This window comes from Reyranella sp. CPCC 100927 (assembly GCF_007859315.1).
In the GTDB taxonomy this organism is placed as follows: domain Bacteria; phylum Pseudomonadota; class Alphaproteobacteria; order Reyranellales; family Reyranellaceae; genus Vineibacter.
This window is the reverse complement of sequence record NZ_VOHA01000003.1, coordinates 251,169-273,782: the sequence shown is the minus strand read 5'-3', so window position 1 is coordinate 273,782 and position 22,614 is coordinate 251,169. Positions and strand designations below refer to the sequence as shown.

1 protein-coding gene is annotated in these 22,614 nt (G+C 66.1%); it reads right to left on the bottom strand.

The window, feature by feature from the left end:
- Positions 1 to 2: 2 nt before the first annotated feature.
- Positions 3 to 22,244, bottom strand: coding sequence for an Ig-like domain-containing protein (locus FQU96_RS10735; RefSeq protein WP_178130441.1), 22,242 nt, complete (start codon positions 22,242 to 22,244; stop codon positions 3 to 5).
- Positions 22,245 to 22,614 lie beyond the last annotated feature (370 nt).

The window sequence follows — 22,614 nt, the reverse complement described above, 5'->3', positions numbered from 1 at the left end:
GCTTAGAGTTCCGTCATCAGGTTCGTCGCCAGCCGTGCTGTCGACTGGTGCTTCTCGAAAATGATCTGGTCGAACGTCGCGCTGGCCGCCGCGACATCACGCGTATGGCGGGCATCGATGCGCCCGTCGGCGGGATCGATCGTCAGCAGGAGCTGATAGTCGCCCTGATCGCCCGCCTGGGCGAACAGCATGAGATCAAGCGGCTGCTTTACCAGGTCACGGCGGATGGTGATCGCCTGGTCCTCGTCGATCGTGATGCCGGCCGGCAGCGGCATGCCGTCAGCCAGCGTGGCGCTGACATGGAAGAGCCGGGACTGGTCGTCACCGATCGCCAACCGAAGATCTTCCGGTCGCTGCTGGACATCGACGTGGAGGGGCGGCCCGGCATGCGCGATCCGATCGCCGCTGCCGTCGACCAGGATGCGCACCGACGGTCCGTAGATTTCATGGACCGACAGGATGGGCCTGATCCAGCCATGCCGCTCTGGCGCCGAGAATAGCGGCCCCGTCATGGTATCGATGATGTTGCGCTGCGGGGTGGGATCCATCGATCCGACGACACCCAGACGGTCAATGCGATTGACGACATTGACGACAATGTTGTTGCCGACCCGCGGCGGCCCATCGATCGAGCCCAGCGACCCCAAGCCGTTCGCCGCTTCAACGACGATGCCAGGATCACGCGCAATCCCGAGATCGGGACGGCGATCGATATCCGGCAGATCCGGCACATGGCGATCCGACAGCGGGATGGGGTCGGCCGCGTTGGCCCTCACGGTGATCGCCAGCGACGCCGACGCCGTGCCACCCTGCCCGTCACTGACCGTGTAGGTGATCGACGGGACCGATCCGACAAAGCCGGCCACCGGCGTGAAGGCATAGCTGCCGTCGGCGCCGATGGTCAGCGTGCCGACGCCGGCGATATCGGCCATCTGGCCCGCGGTGTAGGTGATGCCGCCGACGGTGAAGGCGACCACATCAAGCGGATCACCGTCGGGATCGCTGTCGTTGGCCAGGACGTTGCCCGACGTCGGCTCGCCCTGCAGCGTCGACGCCGAGTCCGATTGCACCAACGGTGCGGGATTGGCGACATCCCAGGTAAAGGTCTGCGACACCGCGGCGCCCGAAGGATCCGTCGCCGTCACCGTGACGGTGAACGGTCCCGACAGCGAGGCCGACCGGTCGATCGTGCCGGAAACAACGCCGGTCACCGGATCAAGACTGAGGCCGGGCGGCAGGCCCGTCGCGGTATAGGTGAGCGGCTCGCCATCGGCGTCGGCGAACCCGGCACTCACGTCCAGCGGTCTGATCGCCGACCCGTCAGTGCCCGTCTGCGTCGCAATCGGCGATGTCACGACCGGGACGTCGTTGACCGGCGTGACGGTGACGTTGACCGTGACCAGCGTCGTGCCGCCCTGGCCATCATCCACCAGCACCGTGAAACTGTCCGGACCGCTGGCGTTGGGGTTCGGCGTGTAGGTGTAGGTGCCATCGGGGTTGATCACTACCGTACCGCGGGTCGGACCGGTATCCAGCGTGAAGGTCAGCGGATCGCCGTCGGCGTCGGTTGCCGTCACGGCGCCGCTGACCGGCGTGTCTTCCGACGTCGTCACCGGCGGCGCCGTCGCGACCGGCGTATCATTCACCGGCGTCACCGTGACATTCACCGTCACGACGGTGGTGCCACCGTTGCCGTCGTCCACCAGGACCGTGAAGCTGTCGGGCCCATTGGCATTCGGGTTCGGCGTGTAGGTATAGGTGCCGTCGGGGTTGACCACGACCGTTCCCTGGGACGGGCCGCCGTTCAACGTGAAGGTGAGCGGGTCGCCGTCGACGTCCGTGCCAATGACGACGCCGTTGACCGGCGTGTCTTCGAGCGTCGTCACCGGCTGCGCCGAGCCTGTCGGCGCGTCGTTCACCGGCGTGACGGTGACGCTGACCGCCACGGTCGTCGTGCCACCGTGGCCGTCATCCACCAGAACGGTGAAGCTGTCGGCACCATTGTAATTGGCGTTCGGCGTATAGATGAACGTGCCGTCGGCATTGACCATGACGGTGCCGTTAGACGGATCGCTGGCGCGGCTGTAGGTCAGCGCGTCGCCCTCGGGATCCGTCGCCACGACCGCGCCGCTGACCGGTGTGTCCTCCGGCGTCGTCGCCGTCACGGGCGCACTGACCGGCGGGTCGTTGACGGGCGTCACCGTGACGTTGATCGTCACCGTCGTCGTGCCGCCGTTGCCGTCCGAGACCAGCACCGTGAAGCTGTCCGGCCCGAAATAGTTCGGGTTGGGCGTGTAGGTGTATGTCCCGTCGAGATTGACCACCACCGAGCCGTTGGCCGGACCGCCGTCGCGGGCATAGGTCAGCGCATCGCCATCGGCGTCGGTCGCCGTCACCCGGCCACTGACCGGCGTATCCTCCACCGTCGTCACCGGCCCCGGCGGCGGATCGACCACCGGGTTGTCGTTCACCGACGTCACATTCACCGTGACGGTCGCCGTTTCCGTGACCCCACCCGATGTCACCGTGTAGGTGAACGAGACCTGACCGTGGAAATTGGCCAGTGGCGTGTAGGTCAACGTACCATCGGCGGCGAAGGTCACCTGGCCCACCGACGGCTGCGTGACGGCCGTGACCGCACGATCCGGGTTGGTGAACGTATCGGCGCTGGCGCCGTTCGTTCCGGTCAGGACGTTGAAGGTGATCGGTGTGTCTTCCAGCGTCGTCACGGCGTCACTGGTGATGTCGACCGCCGGCCTGACGGTGATCGCGACCGAGTCCTGATCCGACAAGATGCCGTCGCTGGTCGTGACGGTCATCAGATCCGCACCGTTGTAGTCGGCCGTGCTGGTGTAGGTCAGGCCGGCCAGCGCCGCGTTGATCTGTGCCGCCGTGCCGGTGAGGATCACCGTGCCGGTGCCGTCACCCGACACGCCGGCGCCGCTGCCCGCGGCCACCGTCAGCGTTCCGTGCAGCACGGTCAGTGTCGTGGTCAGCGCGTCGTCCTCGGCGTCGAACACCGAGACGCGCACGCCGTCGATCGCAAGCGGTGTATCTTCCGCTGTCTCCTGCGCGCCGGGCACGGTGTTGACCGGCGGATCGTTCTCCGCCTGCACATTCACCGTTACCGTGGCCGTCTCCGAATCGCCGTTGGACTGCACCGCGTAGGTGAACGTCGTCGTGCCGTTGAAGTTCGCGGTCGGCGTAAAGACCAGCTGGCCGGCGCTGTTCAGGCTCACGGTCCCGTTGGCCACCGCAATCGCCGGGCCACCGACCGTGATCGCAAAACCGTCGACGGCGGTGATGGTGCGCCCCGGGTTCGAGAACGTGTCGTTGCCCAGGACACTGATGGCGATCGGTGTGTCTTCTCGCGTCACCACCGAGTCGTCGACAATGTCTCGTACCGGTGCCACCGTGATCGCCACGGTATCGATATCCGTCAGGCCGCCCGCGTCGGTGGTGGAGATCCTAAGCTGGTCGGGACCGTTGTAATCAGCGGTTCCCCTGTACTGCAGAGTAGCCAGTGCAGCGTTAATCTGCGCCGCCGTGCCGGTCAGAACCACGGTGCTGGTACCGCTGCCGCTGCCCCCCGTCACGCTCAGCGTGCCGTTCTGCACCGTCAGCGTCGTTGTCAGCAGCTCATCGGCGCCGTCTGGATCCGCCACACTGAGGCCGGGGATTGGCGTCAGCGTATCCTCTGTTACGGGTTGCGGACCGGGCACCGTGTTCTGCGGCGTATCGTTGACGCCGCCCACGTCCACGGTCACGGTCGCCGTCTCGGTCACGCCGCCCGACGTCACTGTGTACGTGAAACTGGTCACGCCGTTGAAGTTGTCGGTGGGATCGAATGTCAACGTCCCGTCGCCGTTCAGGCGCACGGTACCGTTGGCGACGTTGACCGTCGCGCCGACCGTGATGGTTTGGCCGTCGACCGCGGTGATGGCACGGCCTGGATTCTCGAAACTGTCGTTGGTCAGTACGCTGACTATGACCGGCGTGTCCTCGTCCGTGTCGACCGTATCGTCGTCGATGTCCGCCACCGGCGTCACCGTGATGGTCACCGACCCGGTGCCTTCCAATGTCCCGTCGCTGGTCCTCACCTGCATCTGGTCGGGCCCGTTGTAGTCCGCCCTGCTGGTGTAGACGAGGTCGGCGAGCGCCGCATTGATCTGCGCCGCAGACCCGGAGATCGTCACCGTCGCCGTGCCGTTGCCGCTCACCACGACACCGCCGCCCGTCGATACGGTCAACGTTCCGTTCTGCACCGTCACCGTGGTCGTGAGCGCATCGTCATCGGCGTCGATGACGATGACACGCACGCCGTCGACCTCCAGCGGCCGGTCTTCCAGCGTCGTCTGCGCGCCGGGCACCGTGACGACAGGTGCGTCGTTCACCGGTGTCACGGTCACCGTGACCGTCGCTGTCTCGACGTCTCCACCCGATGCAACCGAGTACGTGAAGGTGATCTGCCCGTTGAAGTTCAGGTTCGGCGAGAACGTCAATGTGTTATCGCCGTTGAGACGGACCGTGCCATTGGCCACGGTCACGCTGCCGTCAACAGCGATCGCCTGACCGTTGATGGCAACGATCGTCCGGCCGGTGTTCTCGAAGCTGTCGTTGTTCAGGACGTCGATGGTGGCCGGCGTGTCTTCCGGCGTTGTCACCGCGTCGTTGTCGATGTCAATCACCGGCCTCACGGTGATCGCCACCGTGTCGGTATCCGTCGCCGCCCCATCGGTGGTCGATATCGTGAGTTGTGCCGGGCCGTTATAGTCCGCCGTGTTGGTGTAGGTCAGGCCGGCGAGCGCCGCATTGATCTGCGCCGCCGTACCGGTGAGCGTCACCGTACCGGTGCCCTCGCCCACGATCCCGGCGCCGCCGCCGGCCGCCACGGACAGCGTGCCGTTCGTCACGGTCAACGTCGTGGTCAATGGATCGCCGTCGACATCCGAGACCGTTACGCCGGGAATTGCCAGTTGCGCGTCCTCATCCGTCTCCTGCGGGCCGGGAACCGTGTTCACCGGTGCATCGTTGACCGATGCTACGTTCACCGTGACTGTCGCCGTCTCCGTCACGCCGCCTGACGTCACCGTGTACGTGAACGTCGTTGTCCCGTTGAAGTTCGCCGGCGGCGTGTAGGTGATCGTGCCGTCGGCCAGGAACGTCACCGTTCCCTGACCGGCCGGCGGTTGCGTCACGGACGTCACCACGCGACCGGTATTCTCGAAGCTGTCCGCGCTCGCCCCGTTCGTCCCGGTCAGCACGTTGAAGCTGATCGGCGTGTCTTCCGCTGTCGTCACCGAGTCATTGGTCACGTCCACCACGGGTACGACCGTGATGTTCGCCGTCACCGTGGTGTCAAGCGCACCGTCGCTCGTCGAGACGGTCAGCGTGTCCGGGCCGTTGTAGTCCGCCGTGTTCCTGTAGGTCAGGCCGGCCAGCGCCGCGTTGATCTCGGCCGCCGTGCCGGTGATCGTCACCGACCCGGTACCGTTACCCGTGATTCCGGCGCCGCCGCCGGTCGTCACCGACAGCGTGCCGTTCGCCACCGACAGGGTGGTCGTCAGGGATCCGCTGTCGATGTCGCTGACGGTGACACCGGGGATGGACACCGGTGCGTCCTCCTGTACCGGCGGCAGCGTTGGGCCGCCCGGTATGACGACCACCGGCGCATCGTTCACCGCCGTCACGTTCACCGTGACCGTCGCCGTCTCGGTGACACCGCCCGACGACACGGTATAGGTGAAACTGGTCGTGCCGTTGAAGTTCACGGGCGGCGTGTAGGTGATCGTCCCGTCGGCGGCGAACGACACCGAGCCCTGGCCGGGCGGCGGTTGCGTCACCGCCGTCACCATGTGGCCGGCGTTCTCGAAGCTGTCCGCACTCGCCCCGTTCGTGCCCGTCAGGACGTTGAACGTGATCGGCGTGTCCTCGTTCGTCGTCACCGTGTCGTTCGTGATGTCCGCCACCGGCGTCACCGTGATCGCCACCGTATCGGTGTCGGTCAGGGCGCCATCGGTCGTCGACACCGTCAGCGTGTCCGGACCGTTGTAGTCCGCCGTGTTCCTGTAGGTCAGGCCCGCCAGCGCCGCGTTGATCTGCGCCGCCGTGCCTTCGATCACCACTGTGCCCGTACCACTGCCTGAGATCAGCGCGCCACCGCCCGCCGTCACCGACAATGTGCCGCTGGTCACCGTCAGCGTCGTCGTCAACGTGCCGCCATCGACATCCGATACCGTTACGCCACCGATCGCCAGCGGCGCATCTTCCTCGGTTTCCTGCGCCGTTGCCGGCACCGTGTTCACCGGCGCATCGTTCTGCGCCGTCACGTTCACCGTGACCGTCGCCGTCTCCGTCACGCCGCCCGACGTCACCGTGTAGGTGAACGTCGTCGTCCCGTTGAAATCCGCCGGCGGCGTGTAGGTGATCGTGCCGTCGGCCGAGAATGTCACCGTGCCCTGGCCCGGCGCCGGCTGTGTCACCGACGTCACCACGCGACCGCTGTTCTCGAAACTGTCCACTGTCGCGCCGTTCGAGCCCAGGATCACATTGAACGTGATCGGCGTGTCCTCGTTCGTCGTCACCGTGTCGTTCGTGATGTCGGCCACCGGCGTCACGGTGATCGCTACCGTGTCGGTATCCGTCAGCACGCCGTCGCTCGTCGACACCGTCAGCGTGTCCGGACCGTTGTAGTCCGCCGTGTTCGTATAGATCAGACCCGCCAGTGCCGCATTGATCTGCAATGCCGTACCGGTGATCGTCACGGTGCTGCCGCCGTTACCCACGATCCCGGCGCCGCCGCCGGTCGCGACCGTCAGCGTCCCGTTCGCCACCGTCAGCGTCGTCGTCAGCGTACCGCCGTCGACATCCGATACCGACACGCCTGGAATCGGCAGTGGCGAGTCTTCCGCCGTCGTCTGCGCCACCGGCACCGCGTTCACCGGTGCGTCGTTCACCGCCGTCACGTTCACCGTGACCGTCGCCGTCTCCGTCACGCCACCCGACGTCACCGTGTAGGTGAACGTCGTCGTCCCATTGAAGTCCGCCGGCGGCGTGTAGGTGATCGTGCCGTCGGCCGCGAACACCACGGTCCCCTGGCCCGGCGCCGGCTGTGTCACCGACGTCACCACGCGACCGCTATTCTCGAAGCTATCCTCCGACGCGCCGTTCGAGCCGGTGATCACGTTGAACGTGATCGGCGTGTCCTCGTTCGTCGTCACCGTGTCATCAGTGATATCTGCCACCGGCGTCACGGTAATGCCTACCGTGTCGGTGTCCGTCAGAACACCGTCGCTCGTCGACACCGTCAGCGTGTCCGGACCGTTATAGTCCGCCGTGTTCCGATAGGTCAGCCCGGCCAGCGCGAGGTTGATGTCGGCTGCTGTGCCCGTGATCGTCACCGTGCCGCTACCGTTGCCGGTGATCCCGGCGCCGCCGCCAGTGGCCACCGTCAGCGTCCCGCTCGTCACTGTCAGGGTCGTCGTCAGTGTACCGCCGTCGACGTCGGCAACCGACACACCTGGAATCGACAGCAGCGCGTCCTCCGCTGTGGTCTGCGGGCCAGGCACCGCGTTCACCGGTTCGTCGTTCACCGCCGTCACGTTCACCGTGACCGTTGCCGTCTCTGTCACGCCGCCCGACGTCACCGTGTAGGTGAATGTCGTCGTCCCATTGAAGTCCGCTGGCGGCGTGTAGGTGATCGTACCGTCAGCGGCGAACGTCACCGTCCCTTGACCCGCCGGCGGCTGAGTCACGCTGCTCACCACGCGGCCGCTATTCTCGAAGCTGTCCACTGTCGCGCCGTTCGAGCCCAGGATCACATTGAACGTGATCGGCGTGTCCTCGTCCGTCGTCACCGTGTCATTCGTAATATCCGTCACCGGCGTCACGGCGATGCCCACCGTGTCGGTATCCGTCAGCACGCCATCGCTCGTCGACACCGTCAGCGTGTCCGGACCGTTGTAGTCCGCCGTGTTCGTATAGGTCAGGCCCGCCAACGCCAGGTTGATCTCGGCTGCCGTGCCGGTGATCGTCACGGTCGCGCCGCCGTTGCCGTTGATAACGGCGCCACCACCGGTGGCCACCGACAGCGTGCCGTTCGTCACCGTCAATGTCGTCGTCAGCGTGCCGCCGTCGACATCCGCAACCGACACCCCGCCGATCGCCAACAGCGTATCCTCATCCGTCTCCTGCGAGCCGGGCACCGTGTTCACCGGCGCGTCGTTCTGCGCTGTTACGTTCACCGTGACCGTCGCCGTCTCCGTCACACCACCCGACGTCACCGTGTAGGTGAACGTCGTCGTCCCGTTGAAGTCCGCCGGCGGCGTGTAGGTGATCGTACCGTCGGCCAGGAACGTCACCGTCCCCTGGCCCGCCGCCGGCTGCGTCACCGACGTCACCACGCGGCCGCTATTCTCGAAGCTGTCCTCCGACGCGCCGTTCGAGCCGGTGATCACGTTGAACGTGATCGGCGTGTCCTCGTTCGTCGTGACCGTGTCGTTCGTGATGTCCGCCACCGGTGTCACGGTGATCGCCACCGTGTCGGTGTCCGTCGTCGCACCGTCGGTCGTCGATACCGTCAGCTGCGCCGGGCCGTTGTAGTCCGCCGTGTTCCTGTACGTCAGACCGGCCAGGGCCGCGTTGATCTGCGCCGCCGTGCCTTCGATCACCACCGTGCCCGTACCACTGCCTGAGATCAGCGCGCCACCGCCCGCCGTCACCGACAACGTGCCGTTGGTCACCGTCAGGGTCGTCGTCAACGTGCCGCCATCGATGTCGGAAACCGACACGTCTGGAATCGACAGTGGCGTGTCTTCCGCGGTCGTCTGTGGCCCCGGCACCGCGTTCACCGGTGCGTCGTTCTGCGCCGTCACGTTCACCGTGACCGTCGCCGTCTCCGTCACGCCGCCCGACGTCACCGTGTAGGTGAACGTCGTCGTCCCGTTGAAATCCGCCGGCGGCGTGTAGGTGATCGTGCCGTCGGCCGAGAATGTCACCGTGCCCTGGCCCGGCGCCGGCTGTGTCACCGACGTCACCACGCGACCGCTGTTCTCGAAACTGTCCACTGTCGCGCCGTTCGAGCCCAGGATCACATTGAACGTGATCGGCGTATCCTCGTCCGTCGTCACCGTATCATCAGTGATGTCCGCCACCGGCGACACGGTGATGCCCACCGTGTCGGTGTCCGTCAGGGCGCCGTCGGTCGTCGATACCGTCAGCGTATCCGGACCGTTGTAGTCCGCCGTGTTCCTGTAGGTCAGGCCCGCCAGCGCCAGGTTGATCTCGGCCGCCGTGCCGGTGATCGTCACCGTGCTGCCGCCGTTACCCACGATCCCGGCGCCGCCGCCCGTCGCGACCGTCAGCGTGCCGTTCGTCACCGTCAGGGTCGTCGTCAGCGCGCCGCCATCGATGTCGGAAACCGACACACCTGGAATCGACAGCAGCGCGTCCTCCGCCGTCGTCTGCGCGACCGGCACCGTGTTCACCGGCACATCGTTCTCCGGCGTCACCGTGACGTTCACCGTCACCGGCGTCCTACCGCCGTGACCGTCATCCACCAGGACCGTGAAGCTGTCCGCACCGTTGTAGTTCGCGTTCGGCGTGTACGTATAGGTGCCGTCCGCGTTGACGATCACCGTGCCCTGCGCCGGGCCGCTGTCGAGACTGAACGTCAGGGTATCGCCATCGACGTCCGTCGCCGTCACCGCGCCGCTGACCGGCGTATCCTCAGGCGTCGTCACCGGCGGCGCCGTCGCCACCGGCGCATCGTTCACCGGTGTCACCGTGACGTTCACCGTCACCGTCGTCGTGCCGCCGTGGCCGTCGTCCACCAGGACCGTGAAGCTGTCCGGACCGTTGTAGTTCGCGTTCGGCGTGTACGTGTAGGTACCGTCCGCGTTGACGAGCACCGTGCCCTGCGCCGGGCCGCCGGCGAGGCTGAACGTCAGCGTATCGCCATCGACGTCCGTCGCCGTCACCGCACCGCTGACCGGCGTGTCCTCAGGTGTCGTCGCCGGCGGCGCCGTTCCCACCGGCGCATCGTTCTCGGGCGTCACCGTGACATTCACCGTCACCGTCGTCGTGCCGCCGTGGCCGTCGTCCACCAGGACCGTGAAGCTGTCCGGACCGTTGTAGTTCGCGTTCGGCGTGTACGTATAGGTGCCGTCCGCGTTGACGAGCACCGTGCCCTGCGCCGGGCCGCCGGCGAGACTGAGCGTCAGGGTATCGCCATCGACGTCCGTCGCCGTCACCGCACCGCTGACCGGCGTGTCCTCGGGTGTCGTCACCGGCGGCGCTGTTCCCACCGGATTATCGTTCACCGGCGTCACCGTGACGTTCACCGTCACCGTCGTCGTGCCGCCGTGGCCGTCGTCCACCAGAACCGTGAAGCTGTCCGCACCGTTGTAGTTCGCGTTCGGCGTGTACGTGTAGGTACCGTCCGCGTTGACGAGCACCGTGCCCTGCGCCGGGCCGCCGGCGAGGCTGAACGTCAGCGTATCGCCATCGACGTCCGTCGCCGTCACCGCACCGCTGACCGGCGTGTCCTCGAGTGTCGTCGCCGGTGGCGCCGTTCCCACCGGATCATCGTTCACCGCCGTCACGTTCACCGTGACCGTCGCCGTCTCCGTCACACCGCCTGACGTCACCGTGTACGTGAACGTCGTCGTCCCGTTGAAGTTCGCCGGCGGCGTATAGGTCAGCGTTCCATCGGCCGCGAACGTCACCGTCCCCTGACCTGACGCGGGCTGCGTCACCGACGTCACCACACGGCTGGTATTCTCGAAGCTGTCCGCGCTCGCCCCGTTCGAGCCCGTGATCACGTTGAACGTGATCGGGGTATCCTCCGCCGTCGTCACCGTATCGTTGGTGATGTCCGCGACCGGCCTCACCGTGATCGCCACGGTGCCGCCGTCGTCCAGCGTGCCGTCGCTGACCGTCACCGTCATCACATCAGAGCCGTTATAGTCGCCGGTGTTCACGTACCGCAGCCCGGCCAGCGCCGCATTCACCTGCGTTGCCGTTCCGACGATCGTCACTGTCGCCGTGCCATTGGCCGTGACTGTCGCGCCGCCACCCTCGGTCACGAACACCGTTCCGTTGGCGACCGACAGCGTCGTGGTCAGGACGTCATCGTCGGCATCGAACACCGTGACGCGCACGCCGTCGATGTCCAGCGGCGTATCCTCGTCGGTCGTCTGCGCGCCCGGTATGGTGAGCACCGGCGCGTCGTTCACCGCCGTGACGGTCACGTCGACCGTCGCCGTCTCCGTGCGACCACCTGACGTTACCGTGTAGGTGAAGCTGACTTCTCCGTTGAAATTCAACGTCGGTGAGAACGTCAACGTGCCGTCGCCGTTCAGACGGACCGTGCCGTTGGCCACCGCCACGTCGCCGCCCACGACAATCGACTGGCCGTTGATCGCGGTGATGGTGCTGCCCGGGTTCTCGAAGCTGTCGTTGGCCAGGACGTCAATCGTGGCCGGCGTGTCTTCCGCCGTTGTCACCGCGTCATTGTCGATGTCCCGGACAGGCGTCACCGTGATCGCCACCGTGTCGACATCCGTCAGCGCGCCGTCGCTCGTCGACACCGTCAGCTGCGCCGGGCCGTTGTAGTCCGCCGTGTTCCTGTACGTCAGGCCCAGCAGGGCCGCGTTGATCTGCGCCGCAGTACCGGTGATTGTCACCGTGCCGCTGTTGTTGCCCGCGATGGTCGCGCCGCCCCCTTCGGTCACCGACAGCGTGCCGTTCGTCACCGTCAGCGTCGTCGTCAACGGTTCGCCGGCACCGTCCGGGTCACTGACGCTCACGCCCGTGATCTGCAGTGCCGCGTCTTCCGCCATTGTCTGCACGCCCGGCACCGTGTTCACCGGTGCGTCGTTATCCGTGCCAACGTCCACCGTAACCGACGCTGTCTCCATCACGCCGCCCGACGTCACCGTATAGGTGAAGCTCGTCGGCCCGGTGAAATCCAGTGTCGGGAGGAAGATCAGCTGGCCTGCACCATTCAGGCGCACGGTGCCATTGCCGACGGCGATGGCGGGACCGTTGGCGGTAATGGCCTGGCCATTGACCGCGGTGATGGCACGTCCCGGATTCTCGAAGCTGTCATTGGACAGGACACTGATCGTGACTTCCGTATCCTCATCCGTATTGGCATTGTCGCCGGCAATGTCCGCCACAGCCGTCACCGTGATGGTCACGTCCGCGCTGTCCGTCAGCACGCCATCGTTCGTCACTACTTGCAGCAGGTCGGGGCCGTTGTAGTCGCCGACGTTGGTGTAGGTCAGGCCGGCCAGGGCGGCGTTAATCTCGGCCGCCGTACCGGTGATCGTCACGGTACCGGTACCGTTGCCGGTGATCCCGGCGCCGCCGCCGGTCGCCACCGTCAACGTGCCGTTCTGCACCGTCAGCGTCGTGGTCAACGGGTCATCGTCGGCATCGAACACCGTGACGCGCACGCTGTCGATGGCGAGCGGCGTATCCTCCGCCGTCTCCTGCGGGCCCGGCACCGTCACGACAGGCGCATCCTCCACGGCCGTCACAGTGACGAAGACCGTCGCGGTCTCGGTATCGCCACCCGACGTCACCGAGTAGGTGAAGCTGGTCGGTCCGTTGAAGTTCAACGTCGGCGAGAACGTCAATGTGCCGTCGCCGTTCAGGCGGACCGTGCCATTGACCACCGTCACGCTGCCGCCGACGACAATCGACTGGCCATTGACCGCGGTGATGGTGCGGCCCGGATTCTCGAAACTGTCGTTGGTCAGGACGCTGATCGTGACCGGCGTGTCCTCGTCCGTCGTCACCGCGTCGTTGGCAATGTCGTCGACGGGCGTCACCGTGATCGCCACCGTATCGACATCCGTCAGCGCGCCGTCGCTTGTCGTCACCGTCAGCTGCGCCGGACCATTGTAGTCCGCCGTGTTCGTGTAGGTCAGACCGGCCAGCGCCGCGTTGATCTGCGCCGCCGTACCGGTAAGGACCACGGTGTTGCTGCCGTTGCCCACGATCCCGGCCCCGCCGCCAGCTGTGACTGTCAGTGTCCCGTTCGTCACGGTCAGCGTCGTCGTCAGCGACACGCTATCGACGTCCGACACCGACACACCGGTGATCGCCAGCGGCGTGTCCTCCGCCGTCGTCCGCGGACCCGGTACCGTGTTCACCGGCGCGTCGTTCGCCGCCGTCACGTTCACCGTGACCGTCGCCGTCTCCGTCACGCCGCCCGACGTCACCGTGTACGTGAAACTCGTCGTCCCGTTGAAGTCCGCCGGCGGCGTGTAGGTGATCGTGCCGTCGGCGGCGAACGTCACCGTCCCCTGGCCCGGCGCCGGCTGCGTCACCGACGTCACCACACGGCCGTCGTTCTCGAAGCTGTCTGCACTCGCCCCGTTCGAGCCCGTGATCACATTGAACGTGATCGGCGTGTCTTCCGTCGTTGTCACGGTGTCATCCGTGACATCCGCCACCGGTGTCACGGTGATCGCCACCGTGTCGGTGTCGGTCAGGGCGCCATCGGTCGTCGACACGGTCAGCGTGTCCGGACCGTTGTAATCCGCCGTATTCGTATAGGTCAGACCCGCCAACGCGAGGTTGATCTCGGCTGCCGTGCCCGTGATCGTGACCGTGCTGCTGCCGTTGCCGTTGATGACGGCGCCGCCACTGGTGCCGACTGACAGCGTGCCGTTGATCACCGTCAATGTCGTCGTCAGCGTGCCGCTATCGACGTCCGACACCGATACGCCCGAAATCGGCAGCGGCGAATCTTCCGCCGTCGTCCGCGGGCCCGGCACCGTGTTCGTCGGCGCGTCGTTCTGCGCCGTCACGTTCACCGTGACCGTCGCCGTCTCCGTCACGCCGCCCGACGTCACCGTGTACGTGAAACTCGTCGTCCCGTTGAAGTCCGCCGGCGGCGTGTAGGTGATCGTGCCGTCGGCCGCGAATGTCACCGTCCCCTGGCCCGACGGCGGCTGCGTCACGCTTGTCACGGCGCGGCCGCTGTTCTCGAAGCTGTCCTCACTCGCCCCGTTCGTTCCCGTCAGGACGTTGAACGTGATCGGCGTGTCCTCGTTCGTCGTTACCGTGTCGTTCGTGATATCGGCCACCGGTGTCACGGTGATCGCCACCGTATCGGTGTCGGTCAGAACACCATCGCTCGTCGACACCGTCAGCGTGTCCGGACCGTTGTAGTCCGCCGTGTTCGTGTAGGTCAGGCCCAGCAATGCCGCATTGATCTGCGCCGCCGTGCCGGTGATCGTCACCGTGCCACTACCGTTGCCGGTGATCCCGGCACCACCGCCGGTGGCCACCGCCAGCGTCCCGTTGGCCACCGTCAGCGTCGTCGTCAACGCGCCGCCGTCGACATCCGATACCGTTACGTTGCCAATCGCCAGCGGCGCATCTTCCTCGGTTTCCTGCGCCGTTGCCGGCACCGTGTTCACTGGCGCATCGTTCACCGCCGTCACGTTCACCGTGACCGTTGCCGTCTCCGTCACGCCACCCGACGTCACCGTGTAGGTAAAGGTCGCCGTCCCGTTGAAATTCGCCGCCGGCGTATACGTGATCGTGCCGTCGGCCGCGAAGGTCACCGTGCCCTGGCCGGCGGCCGGCTGCGTCACCGACGTCACCACACGACCGCTATTCTCAAAGCTGTCCGCACTCGCCCCGTTCGTCCCCGTCAGGACGTTGAAGCTGATCGGCGCATCCTCGTTCGTCGTGACCTCATCGTTCGTGACGTCGACGACCGGCGTCACGGTGATCGCCACCGTGTCGACGTCCGTCAGCGCACCGTCGCTCGTCGACACCGTCAGCGTGTCCGGGCCGTTGTAGTCCGCTGTGTTGGTATACGTCAGGCTCGCCAGGGCCGCGTTGATCTGTGCCGCGGTACCGGACAAGGTGACCGTCGCGGTGCCGCTGCCCGAAACCGCGGCGCCACCGCCCGCCGTGATGGACAGCGTTCCGTTGGCTACCGTCAATGTCGTCGTCAGCGGACCGCCGTCGACATCCGATACCGACACGCCCGGAATGGCCAGCGGCGTATCTTCCGCCGTCGTCTGCGCAGCCGGTACCGCATTCACCGGCGCGTCGTTCTGCGCTGTCACGTTCACCGTGACCGTCGCCGTCTCCGTCACGCCACCCGACGTCACCGTGTAGGTGAATGTCGCGACGCCGTTGAAGTTCGCGGCGGGCGTATACGTGATCGTGCCATCGGCGGCGAACGTCACCGTCCCCTGGCCCGCCGCCGGCTGCGTCACCGACGTCACCGCGCGGCCGGCGTTCTCGAAGCTGTCCACCGTCGCGCCGTCCGAGCCGGTGATCACGTTGAACGTGATCGGCGTGTCCTCGTTCGTCGTCACCGTGTCGTTCGTGATGTCCGCCACCGGCGTCACCGTGATCGCCACCGTGTCGGTGTCGGTCAGGGCGCCATCGGTCGTCGATACCGTCAGCGTGTCCGGACCGTTGTAATCCGCCGTGTTCGTGTAGGTCAGACCCAGCAAGGCCGCGTTGATCTGTGCTGCCGTGCCGGTGATCGTTACCGTGCTGCCGCCATTGCCCACGATCCCGGCGCCACCGCCCGTCGCGACCGTCAGCGTACCGCTCGTCACCGTCAGTGTCGTCGTCAGCGTGCCGCCATCGACGTCGGAAACCGACACGCCACCGATCGCGAGCGCCGTGTCCTCCGCCGTCGTCTGTGCGACCGGCACCGTGTTCGCCGGCGCATCGTTCTGCGCCGTCACGTTCACCGTGACCGTCGCCGTCTCCGTCACGCCGCCAGACGTCACCGTGTACGTGAACGTCGCCACGCCGTTGAAGTTTGCCGCCGGCGTGTACGTGATCGTGCCGTCGGCCGCGAACGTCACCGTGCCCTGGCCGGCCGCCGGCTGCGTCACCGACGTCACCACGCGGCCGGCGTTCTCGAAGCTGTCCACCGTCGCGCCGTTCGAGCCCGTGATCACATTGAACGTGATCGGCGTATCCTCGTTCGTCGTCACCGTGTCGTTCGTGATGTCCGCCACCGGCGTTACGGTGATGCCCACCGTGTCGGTATCCGTCAGCACACCGTCGCTGGTCGACACCGTCAGCTGCGCCGGGCCGTTGTAATCCGCCGTGTTCGTGTACGTCAGCCCCAGCAACGCCGCGTTGATCTGCGCCGCCGTGCCGGTGATCGTCACCGTGCTGCCGCCGTTGCCCACGATCCCGGCTCCGCCGCCGGCCGTGACCGTCAGCGTCCCGTTCGTCACCGTCAATGTCGTCGTCAGCGTACCGCCATCGACGTCCGATACCGACACGCTCGGGATGGCCAGCGGCGTGTCTTCCGCCGTCGTCTGCGCCGCCGGCACCGTGTTCACCGGCGCATCGTTCACCGCCGTCACATTCAACGTGACCGTTGCCGTCTCCGTCACGCCACCCGACGTCACCGTGTACGTGAAACTCGTCGTGCCGTTGAAATTCGACGGCGGCGTGTAGGTGATCGTGCCGTCGGCGGCGAACGTCACCGTCCCCTGGCCCGCCGCCGGCTGCGTCACCGACGACACCACACGGCCGGTATTCTCGAAGCTGTCCGCGCTCGCCCCGTTCGAGCCCGTGATCACGTTGAACGTAATCGGGGTATCCTCCGCCGTCGTCACCGTGTCATTGGTAATGTCCGCTACCGGCGTCACCGTGATCGCCACCGTATCGGTGTCCGTCAGCACACCATCGCTCGTCGACACCGTCAGCTGCGCCGGGCCGTTGTAGTCTGCCGTGTTCGTATAGGTCAGGCCCAGCAGCGCCGCGTTGATCTGCGCCGCCGTGCCGGAGACCGTGACCGTTCCCGTCCCGTTGCCAGTGATCGTCGCACCACCGCCGGCCGTGACCGCCAGCGTGCCGTTGGTCACCGTCAGCGTCGTCGTCAACGCACCGCTGTCAACGTCGGCAACCGATACCCCGGTGATCGCCAGCGGCGTATCCTCTGCCGTCGTCTGTGCCGCCGGCACTGTGTTCACCGGCGCATCGTTCACAGCCGTCACGTTCACCGTGACCGTCGCCGTCTCCGTCACGCCGCCCGATGTCACCGTGTAGGTGAAGCTCGTCGTCCCGTTGAAGTTCGCCGGTGGCGTGTACGTGATCGTGCCGTCCGCCGCAAATGTCACCGAACCTTGGCTCGGCTGCGTGACGCTCGTCACCACGCGACCGGTATTCTCGAAACTGTCGACACTCGCCCCGTTCGTTCCGGTGATCACATTGAACGTGATCGGCGTGTCCTCTGCCGTCGTCACCGTGTCATTCACGATGTCCGCCACCGGCGTCACGGTGATCGCCACCGTGTCGACATCCGTCAGCGCGCCATCGCTCGTCGATACCGTCAGCTGCGCCGGGCCGTTGTAGTCCGCGGTGTTCGTATACGTCAGACCCGCCAGCGCTGCGTTGATCTGCGCCGCCGTACCCGAGACCGTGACCGTTCCCGTCCCGTTGCCGGTGATCGTTGCACCGCCGCCGGCCGTGACCGCCAGCGTGCCGTTCGTCACCGTCAGCGTCGTCGTCAACGCACCGCTGTCAACGTCAGCGACCGATACCCCGGCGATCGCCAGCGGCGTGTCCTCCGCCGTCGTCCGCGGGCCCGGCACCGTATTCACCGGCGCATCGTTCACAGCCGTCACGTTCACCGTGACCGTCGCCGTCTCCGTCACACCGCCCGACGTCACCGTGTACGTGAAACTCGTCGTCCCGTTGAAGTTCGCCGCTGGTGTGTAGGTGAGTGTTCCATCGGCCGCGAACGTTACGGTCCCCTGACCTGCCGGCGGCTGCGTCACCGACGTCACCACGCGACCGCCATTCTCGAAACTGTCCACCGTCGCGCCGTTCGTCCCGGTGATCACGTTGAAGCTGATCGGCGTGTCCTCCGCCGTCGCCACTGTGTCGTTCGTGATGTCCGCCACCGGCGTCACGGTGATCGCCACCGTATCGACGTCCGTCAACGCGCCATCGCTCGTCGACACCGTCAGCTGCGCCGGGCCGTTGTAGTCCGCCGTGTTCGTATACGTCAGGCCCAGCAACGCTGCATTGATCTGCGCCGCTGTGCCGGCAATCGTGACAACGCTGCTGCCGTTACCTGCAATCGTCGCGCCACCGCCGGCCGTCACCGACAATGTCCCGTTCGTCACCGTCAGCGTCGTCGTTAGTGACGCGTTGTCGACGTCCGACACCGACACGCCCGGGATGGCCAGCGACGTGTCCTCTGCTGTCGTCTGTGGCCCCGGTACCGTGTTCACCGGCGCATCGTTCACCGCCGTCACGTTCACCGTAACTGTCGCCGTCTCCGTCACACCGCCAGACGTCACCGTGTACGTGAACGTCGCCACGCCGTTGAAGTTTGTCGCCGGCGTATACGTGATCGTGCCATCGGCGGCGAATGTCACCGTGCCCTGGCCTGCTGCAGGCTGCGTCACGCTGGTCACCGCGCGACCGGCATTCTCGAAGCTGTCCGCGCTTGCCCCGTTCGTGCCGGTGATGACGTTGAAGCTGATCGGCGTATCCTCCGCCGTCGTCACCGTGTCGTTCGTGATGTCGGCCACCGGCGTCACGGTGATTCCCACCGTGTCGACGTCCGTCAGGGCGCCGTCACTCGTCGATACCGTCAGCTGCGCCGGGCCGTTGTAATCCGCCGTGTTCGTGTACGTCAGCCCCAGCAACGCCGCGTTGATCTGCGCCGCCGTGCCGACAATGGTCACGGTACCGGAGCCGTTTCCGGTGATCGCCGCACCGCCGCCGGCCGCGACCGCCAGTGTGCCGTTCGTCACGCTCAGCGTCGTCGTCAGCGATCCGCTGTCGACATCGGCAACAGACACGCCGGTGATCGCCTTCGGCGTGTCTTCCGCCGTCGTCTGCGCAGCCGGCACCGTGTTCACCGGCGCATCGTTCACCGCCGTCACGTTCACCGTGACCGTCGCCGTCTCCGTCACGCCACCCGACGTCACCGTGTAGGTGAACGTCGTCGTCCCGTTGAAATTCGCCGGCGGCGTGTAGGTGATCGTGCCGTCGGCCGCGAACGTCACCGTCCCCTGGCCCGCCGCCGGCTGCGTCACCGACGTCACCACGCGACCACTATTCTCAAAGCTGTCCGCACTCGCCCCGTTCGAGCCGGTGATCACGTTGAACGTGATCGGCGTGTCCTCGTTCGTCGTCACCGTGTCATTGGTGATGTCTGCTACCGGCGTCACCGTGATCGCCACGGTATCCGTGTCTGTCAGCGCACCGTCGTTGGTCGATATCGTCAGCTGTGCCGGCCCGTTGTAGTCCGGCGTGTTGATGTAGGTGAGGCCGGCCAGCGCCGCGTTGATCTGCGCCACCGTGCCACTGATGGTCACTGTCGCGCTGCCGTTGCCCGAGATGGTCGCGCCGCCGCCTGCCGTCACCGACAGCGTGCCGTTCGTCACCGTCAACGTCGTCGTCAGCGTGCTGCTGTCGGGATCGGCGATCGACACGCCGGTGATCGCCAGCGTCGCGTCCTCGTTTGTCGTTCGCGCCCCCGGCACCGTGTTGACCGGGGCATCGTTGACCGCGATGACGTTGATCGTCGTGGTGGCCACTGCCGAGTCGAGCGCACCATCATTGACCGTGACATTGACCGTGCGCGGCGTCGTCGATGGATTGTCGGTGGTGTTGGAGAACGTGATCGCGCGGATCGCCGCGGCGTAGCTTGCCCGGGTGGCACTGCCTGTGAGCGTGACCGTGATCTGCCCCGCGACGCTCGTGTCGACAGACGCCGTGATACCGGCCGGCAGGCTGCCGACGTTGAGCACGTCGCCCGCGGCGGCATTGGTGAGCACGATCCGGGCCGAGACCATGTTCGTGCTGTCGTTGTCGCGCACGTCATTGTCGGTGTCGGCGATCGACACACCCGCCCCGTTCTCGGTATAGGTGGTGGTGAAGTTCACACCCGGCGTGACGTCGGAGACCGTCTGGACGCTGACACCATCGATAAAGATATCGTCGCCGCCGCTGCCCGACGCATAGGAGAACAGAAGATCGCCGGTGGCCGCGACCGTCGCCGGCAGATTGATCGTGATCCCGGTCCTGGCCCACGACCCGAACGTCGAACTCGTAACGGACGCCGGACTGCCGCTGGCGCCGTTCATGTAGGTGATCGTCGCCGTGTTCGAGCCGTTGATACCGGTCGTGATGCGCGCATAGACGACGCCACCGACACTGATGTCCAGGGTCGCGGCAGCGGCGGTATCGGGATTCCGGTTGTTCCAGCCCAGCTCGAACGTCAGCTGCGCGGCGCCGGAAGGTGCCGTTCCGGAATTCCAGCCGGTAATGCCGGTCTGCCGCAGGGTTCCGGTCGAATTGTCCGCCGTCCATGCAAAGCCGTTGTCACCGCTGGAGGCGAGCCGGCCACCTGTGCCGGTCTGGGTCCAACCCGAGAGATCCGTCGTAAAACCGCCGTTGGTGATGATCTGCGTCTGGTTCGTGCCTGAATTCAGGTCGACCACCGGCGCCGCGGCCACATTGATCGTGGCACTGGCCGTGGTCGCATCCGACGTTATTTCGTTGAAGACGGAGATCGTCAGATTCCGACTGACGGTCGACAGACTGGTCGAATTGAACAGAATCTGCTGCAGTGCCGTCTGGTAAGCGGCCTCGCTGGCGCTGCCCGTCAGGGTCAATGTACTGCCGACAATCGACGCGGTGATTCCCGCCGGAAGCGCGCCGCTGACGCTCAACGTATCGCCGCTCTGCGCATTGTTGATCGTCACCGTCGCCCGGGAGATGTCGGCAACCACGTTGGCGACGGCGACGTCCGAATCGACAACCTTGACGGGCGTGCCGCTGCCGACACCATAGGTCGTTACGTAGTCATTGCCGGTGGCGGTGCTGTTGTTCGCATCCAGATCCAGCGTGGTGGTGCTGTCGAAAACGATCCGGTAGCTGAAGGTCGTCGCCGAGTTGATCGCGCCCAGATTGAACTGGACGCCCAGGCCGTTGTCGGTCGAGGCACTCGTGGTGATCGTGTTCGTGATGTTGCCGCCGCCGGCGATGCCGGCACCGTACAGGCCCGAGCCGTTGTAGACGCCGGAATAGAAGCGATCGAACTGGCGGTCACCGTCGACTTCGGCAAAACCCACGAAACGTTCGCTGGCCGTGCCGGCATTCTGTCGCGTCGCGATGACCGAGATGTTGTCATTGACATTGGTGGTCGAACCGATCCCCGGCGCCACGGCATAAGCCGGGCCCGCATCCGTTCCGCCCAGCAGCGTATCGGCCGCCTGATACCACTTGATGTCCGCCGTGTTCGTCGATGGCGGCGTGATGGTCACCGTGTTGGTGAAATACGCCGTCCCGGAAATGTACGAGGTGCGAACGACCGCCAGCGTATCGGCTGCCGCCTGATAGCCGGCAACTCCATTGGCATTGTAGAACATCGTCGTCGTCACGACGAAGGGATCAGCCGCCGTACCCGTGCCGGTCAGCGTCTGCGTGCCCGCCGACGTCCACGCCACCTTGGCCATGTTCTCAGCGCCGGTATCAGGTCCAATCACCTGCGTCCCGACCGCCATGTACATGCCGTTGAACAGCTGGGTACTCGTGTCCGTGACGCTGCCGCTGAAGAACTGCAGCTGATTCTGGTACCTCACCTGCATCTGGCCGAGATTCGTCACGTGGATTCTCAGGCCATCCGATCCGTCGGTCTGCACGCCGCCGCTTGGATTGATCGTGGTCTGGACCAGCAGCCCATCCCACGCCGGCGCGCTCAGCGATCGCGCATCGATCACGCCCTGCTGCTCTTCGAGGGTCCAGTCACCGCCCTGCGCCGTCGCGCCGGTGCCGTCCGTCGACGCCGCGACGTCAGCACTGGTCAGGGATGCCAGGAGGTCGACCGTCTGCGCGCCATCGGTGCCCGCGGCGATATTGCAGCCGTAGAGAAGAATATCACCGTCGGCGCTGAGTGCCCGACCGATCGCGGCCAGCTCTGTCTGATGGTCTGCCAGCGTTTCGGGCGTCAGTACGTCCGATCCGAGATCGAGCTGCCCCTGAGCGCCGTGCGAGATGATGTGGATCGCATCGATGTTCGACCGGCCGGCCATGAACGCGGCGATCTGCGCCAAACCGCTTCGCGCACTGTCGAGAACGACAATCTCGGATCCGGGCCGGATGTCCTGCAGCCACGGCTGGATATCGCCGACATTGCTGTCGATGAACACGATCTCGCGGCCAACGGACTCATTGCTGTCCGGTGTGACAACACCGACTTCCTTATCGGCAAACAACGGCCGGGCCGCCGCGTCTGCGGCGTTCGTTGTTTGCGATGCAGGCTGATCAGGCGCTGCCGACGCTTCAGCGACGGCATCTCCGACCACCCCCGATGCGTCGTTCGCAATGGTCTTCGATGCGCTCGGGCGATCCTGAGGCGGCGCCTGCGTTGCAATCTGAGATGGCGCAGCATTACCCTGATGAGGCGCGGAAGCACCGGCCTTGGCGCCACTGTCCGCCGACGGTTGAGATGTTGATGGTTGCTGCGGCGCGGCGGTTGCTGCCTCGGACGCGTGACTGCCGCTCGCCGCCGCATCCTGAACCAGCGGCTCGCCCGCCAAAGCCGCCACCGACAGCGCCGCCGCCTTGCTGCCGTCATCCACGGCG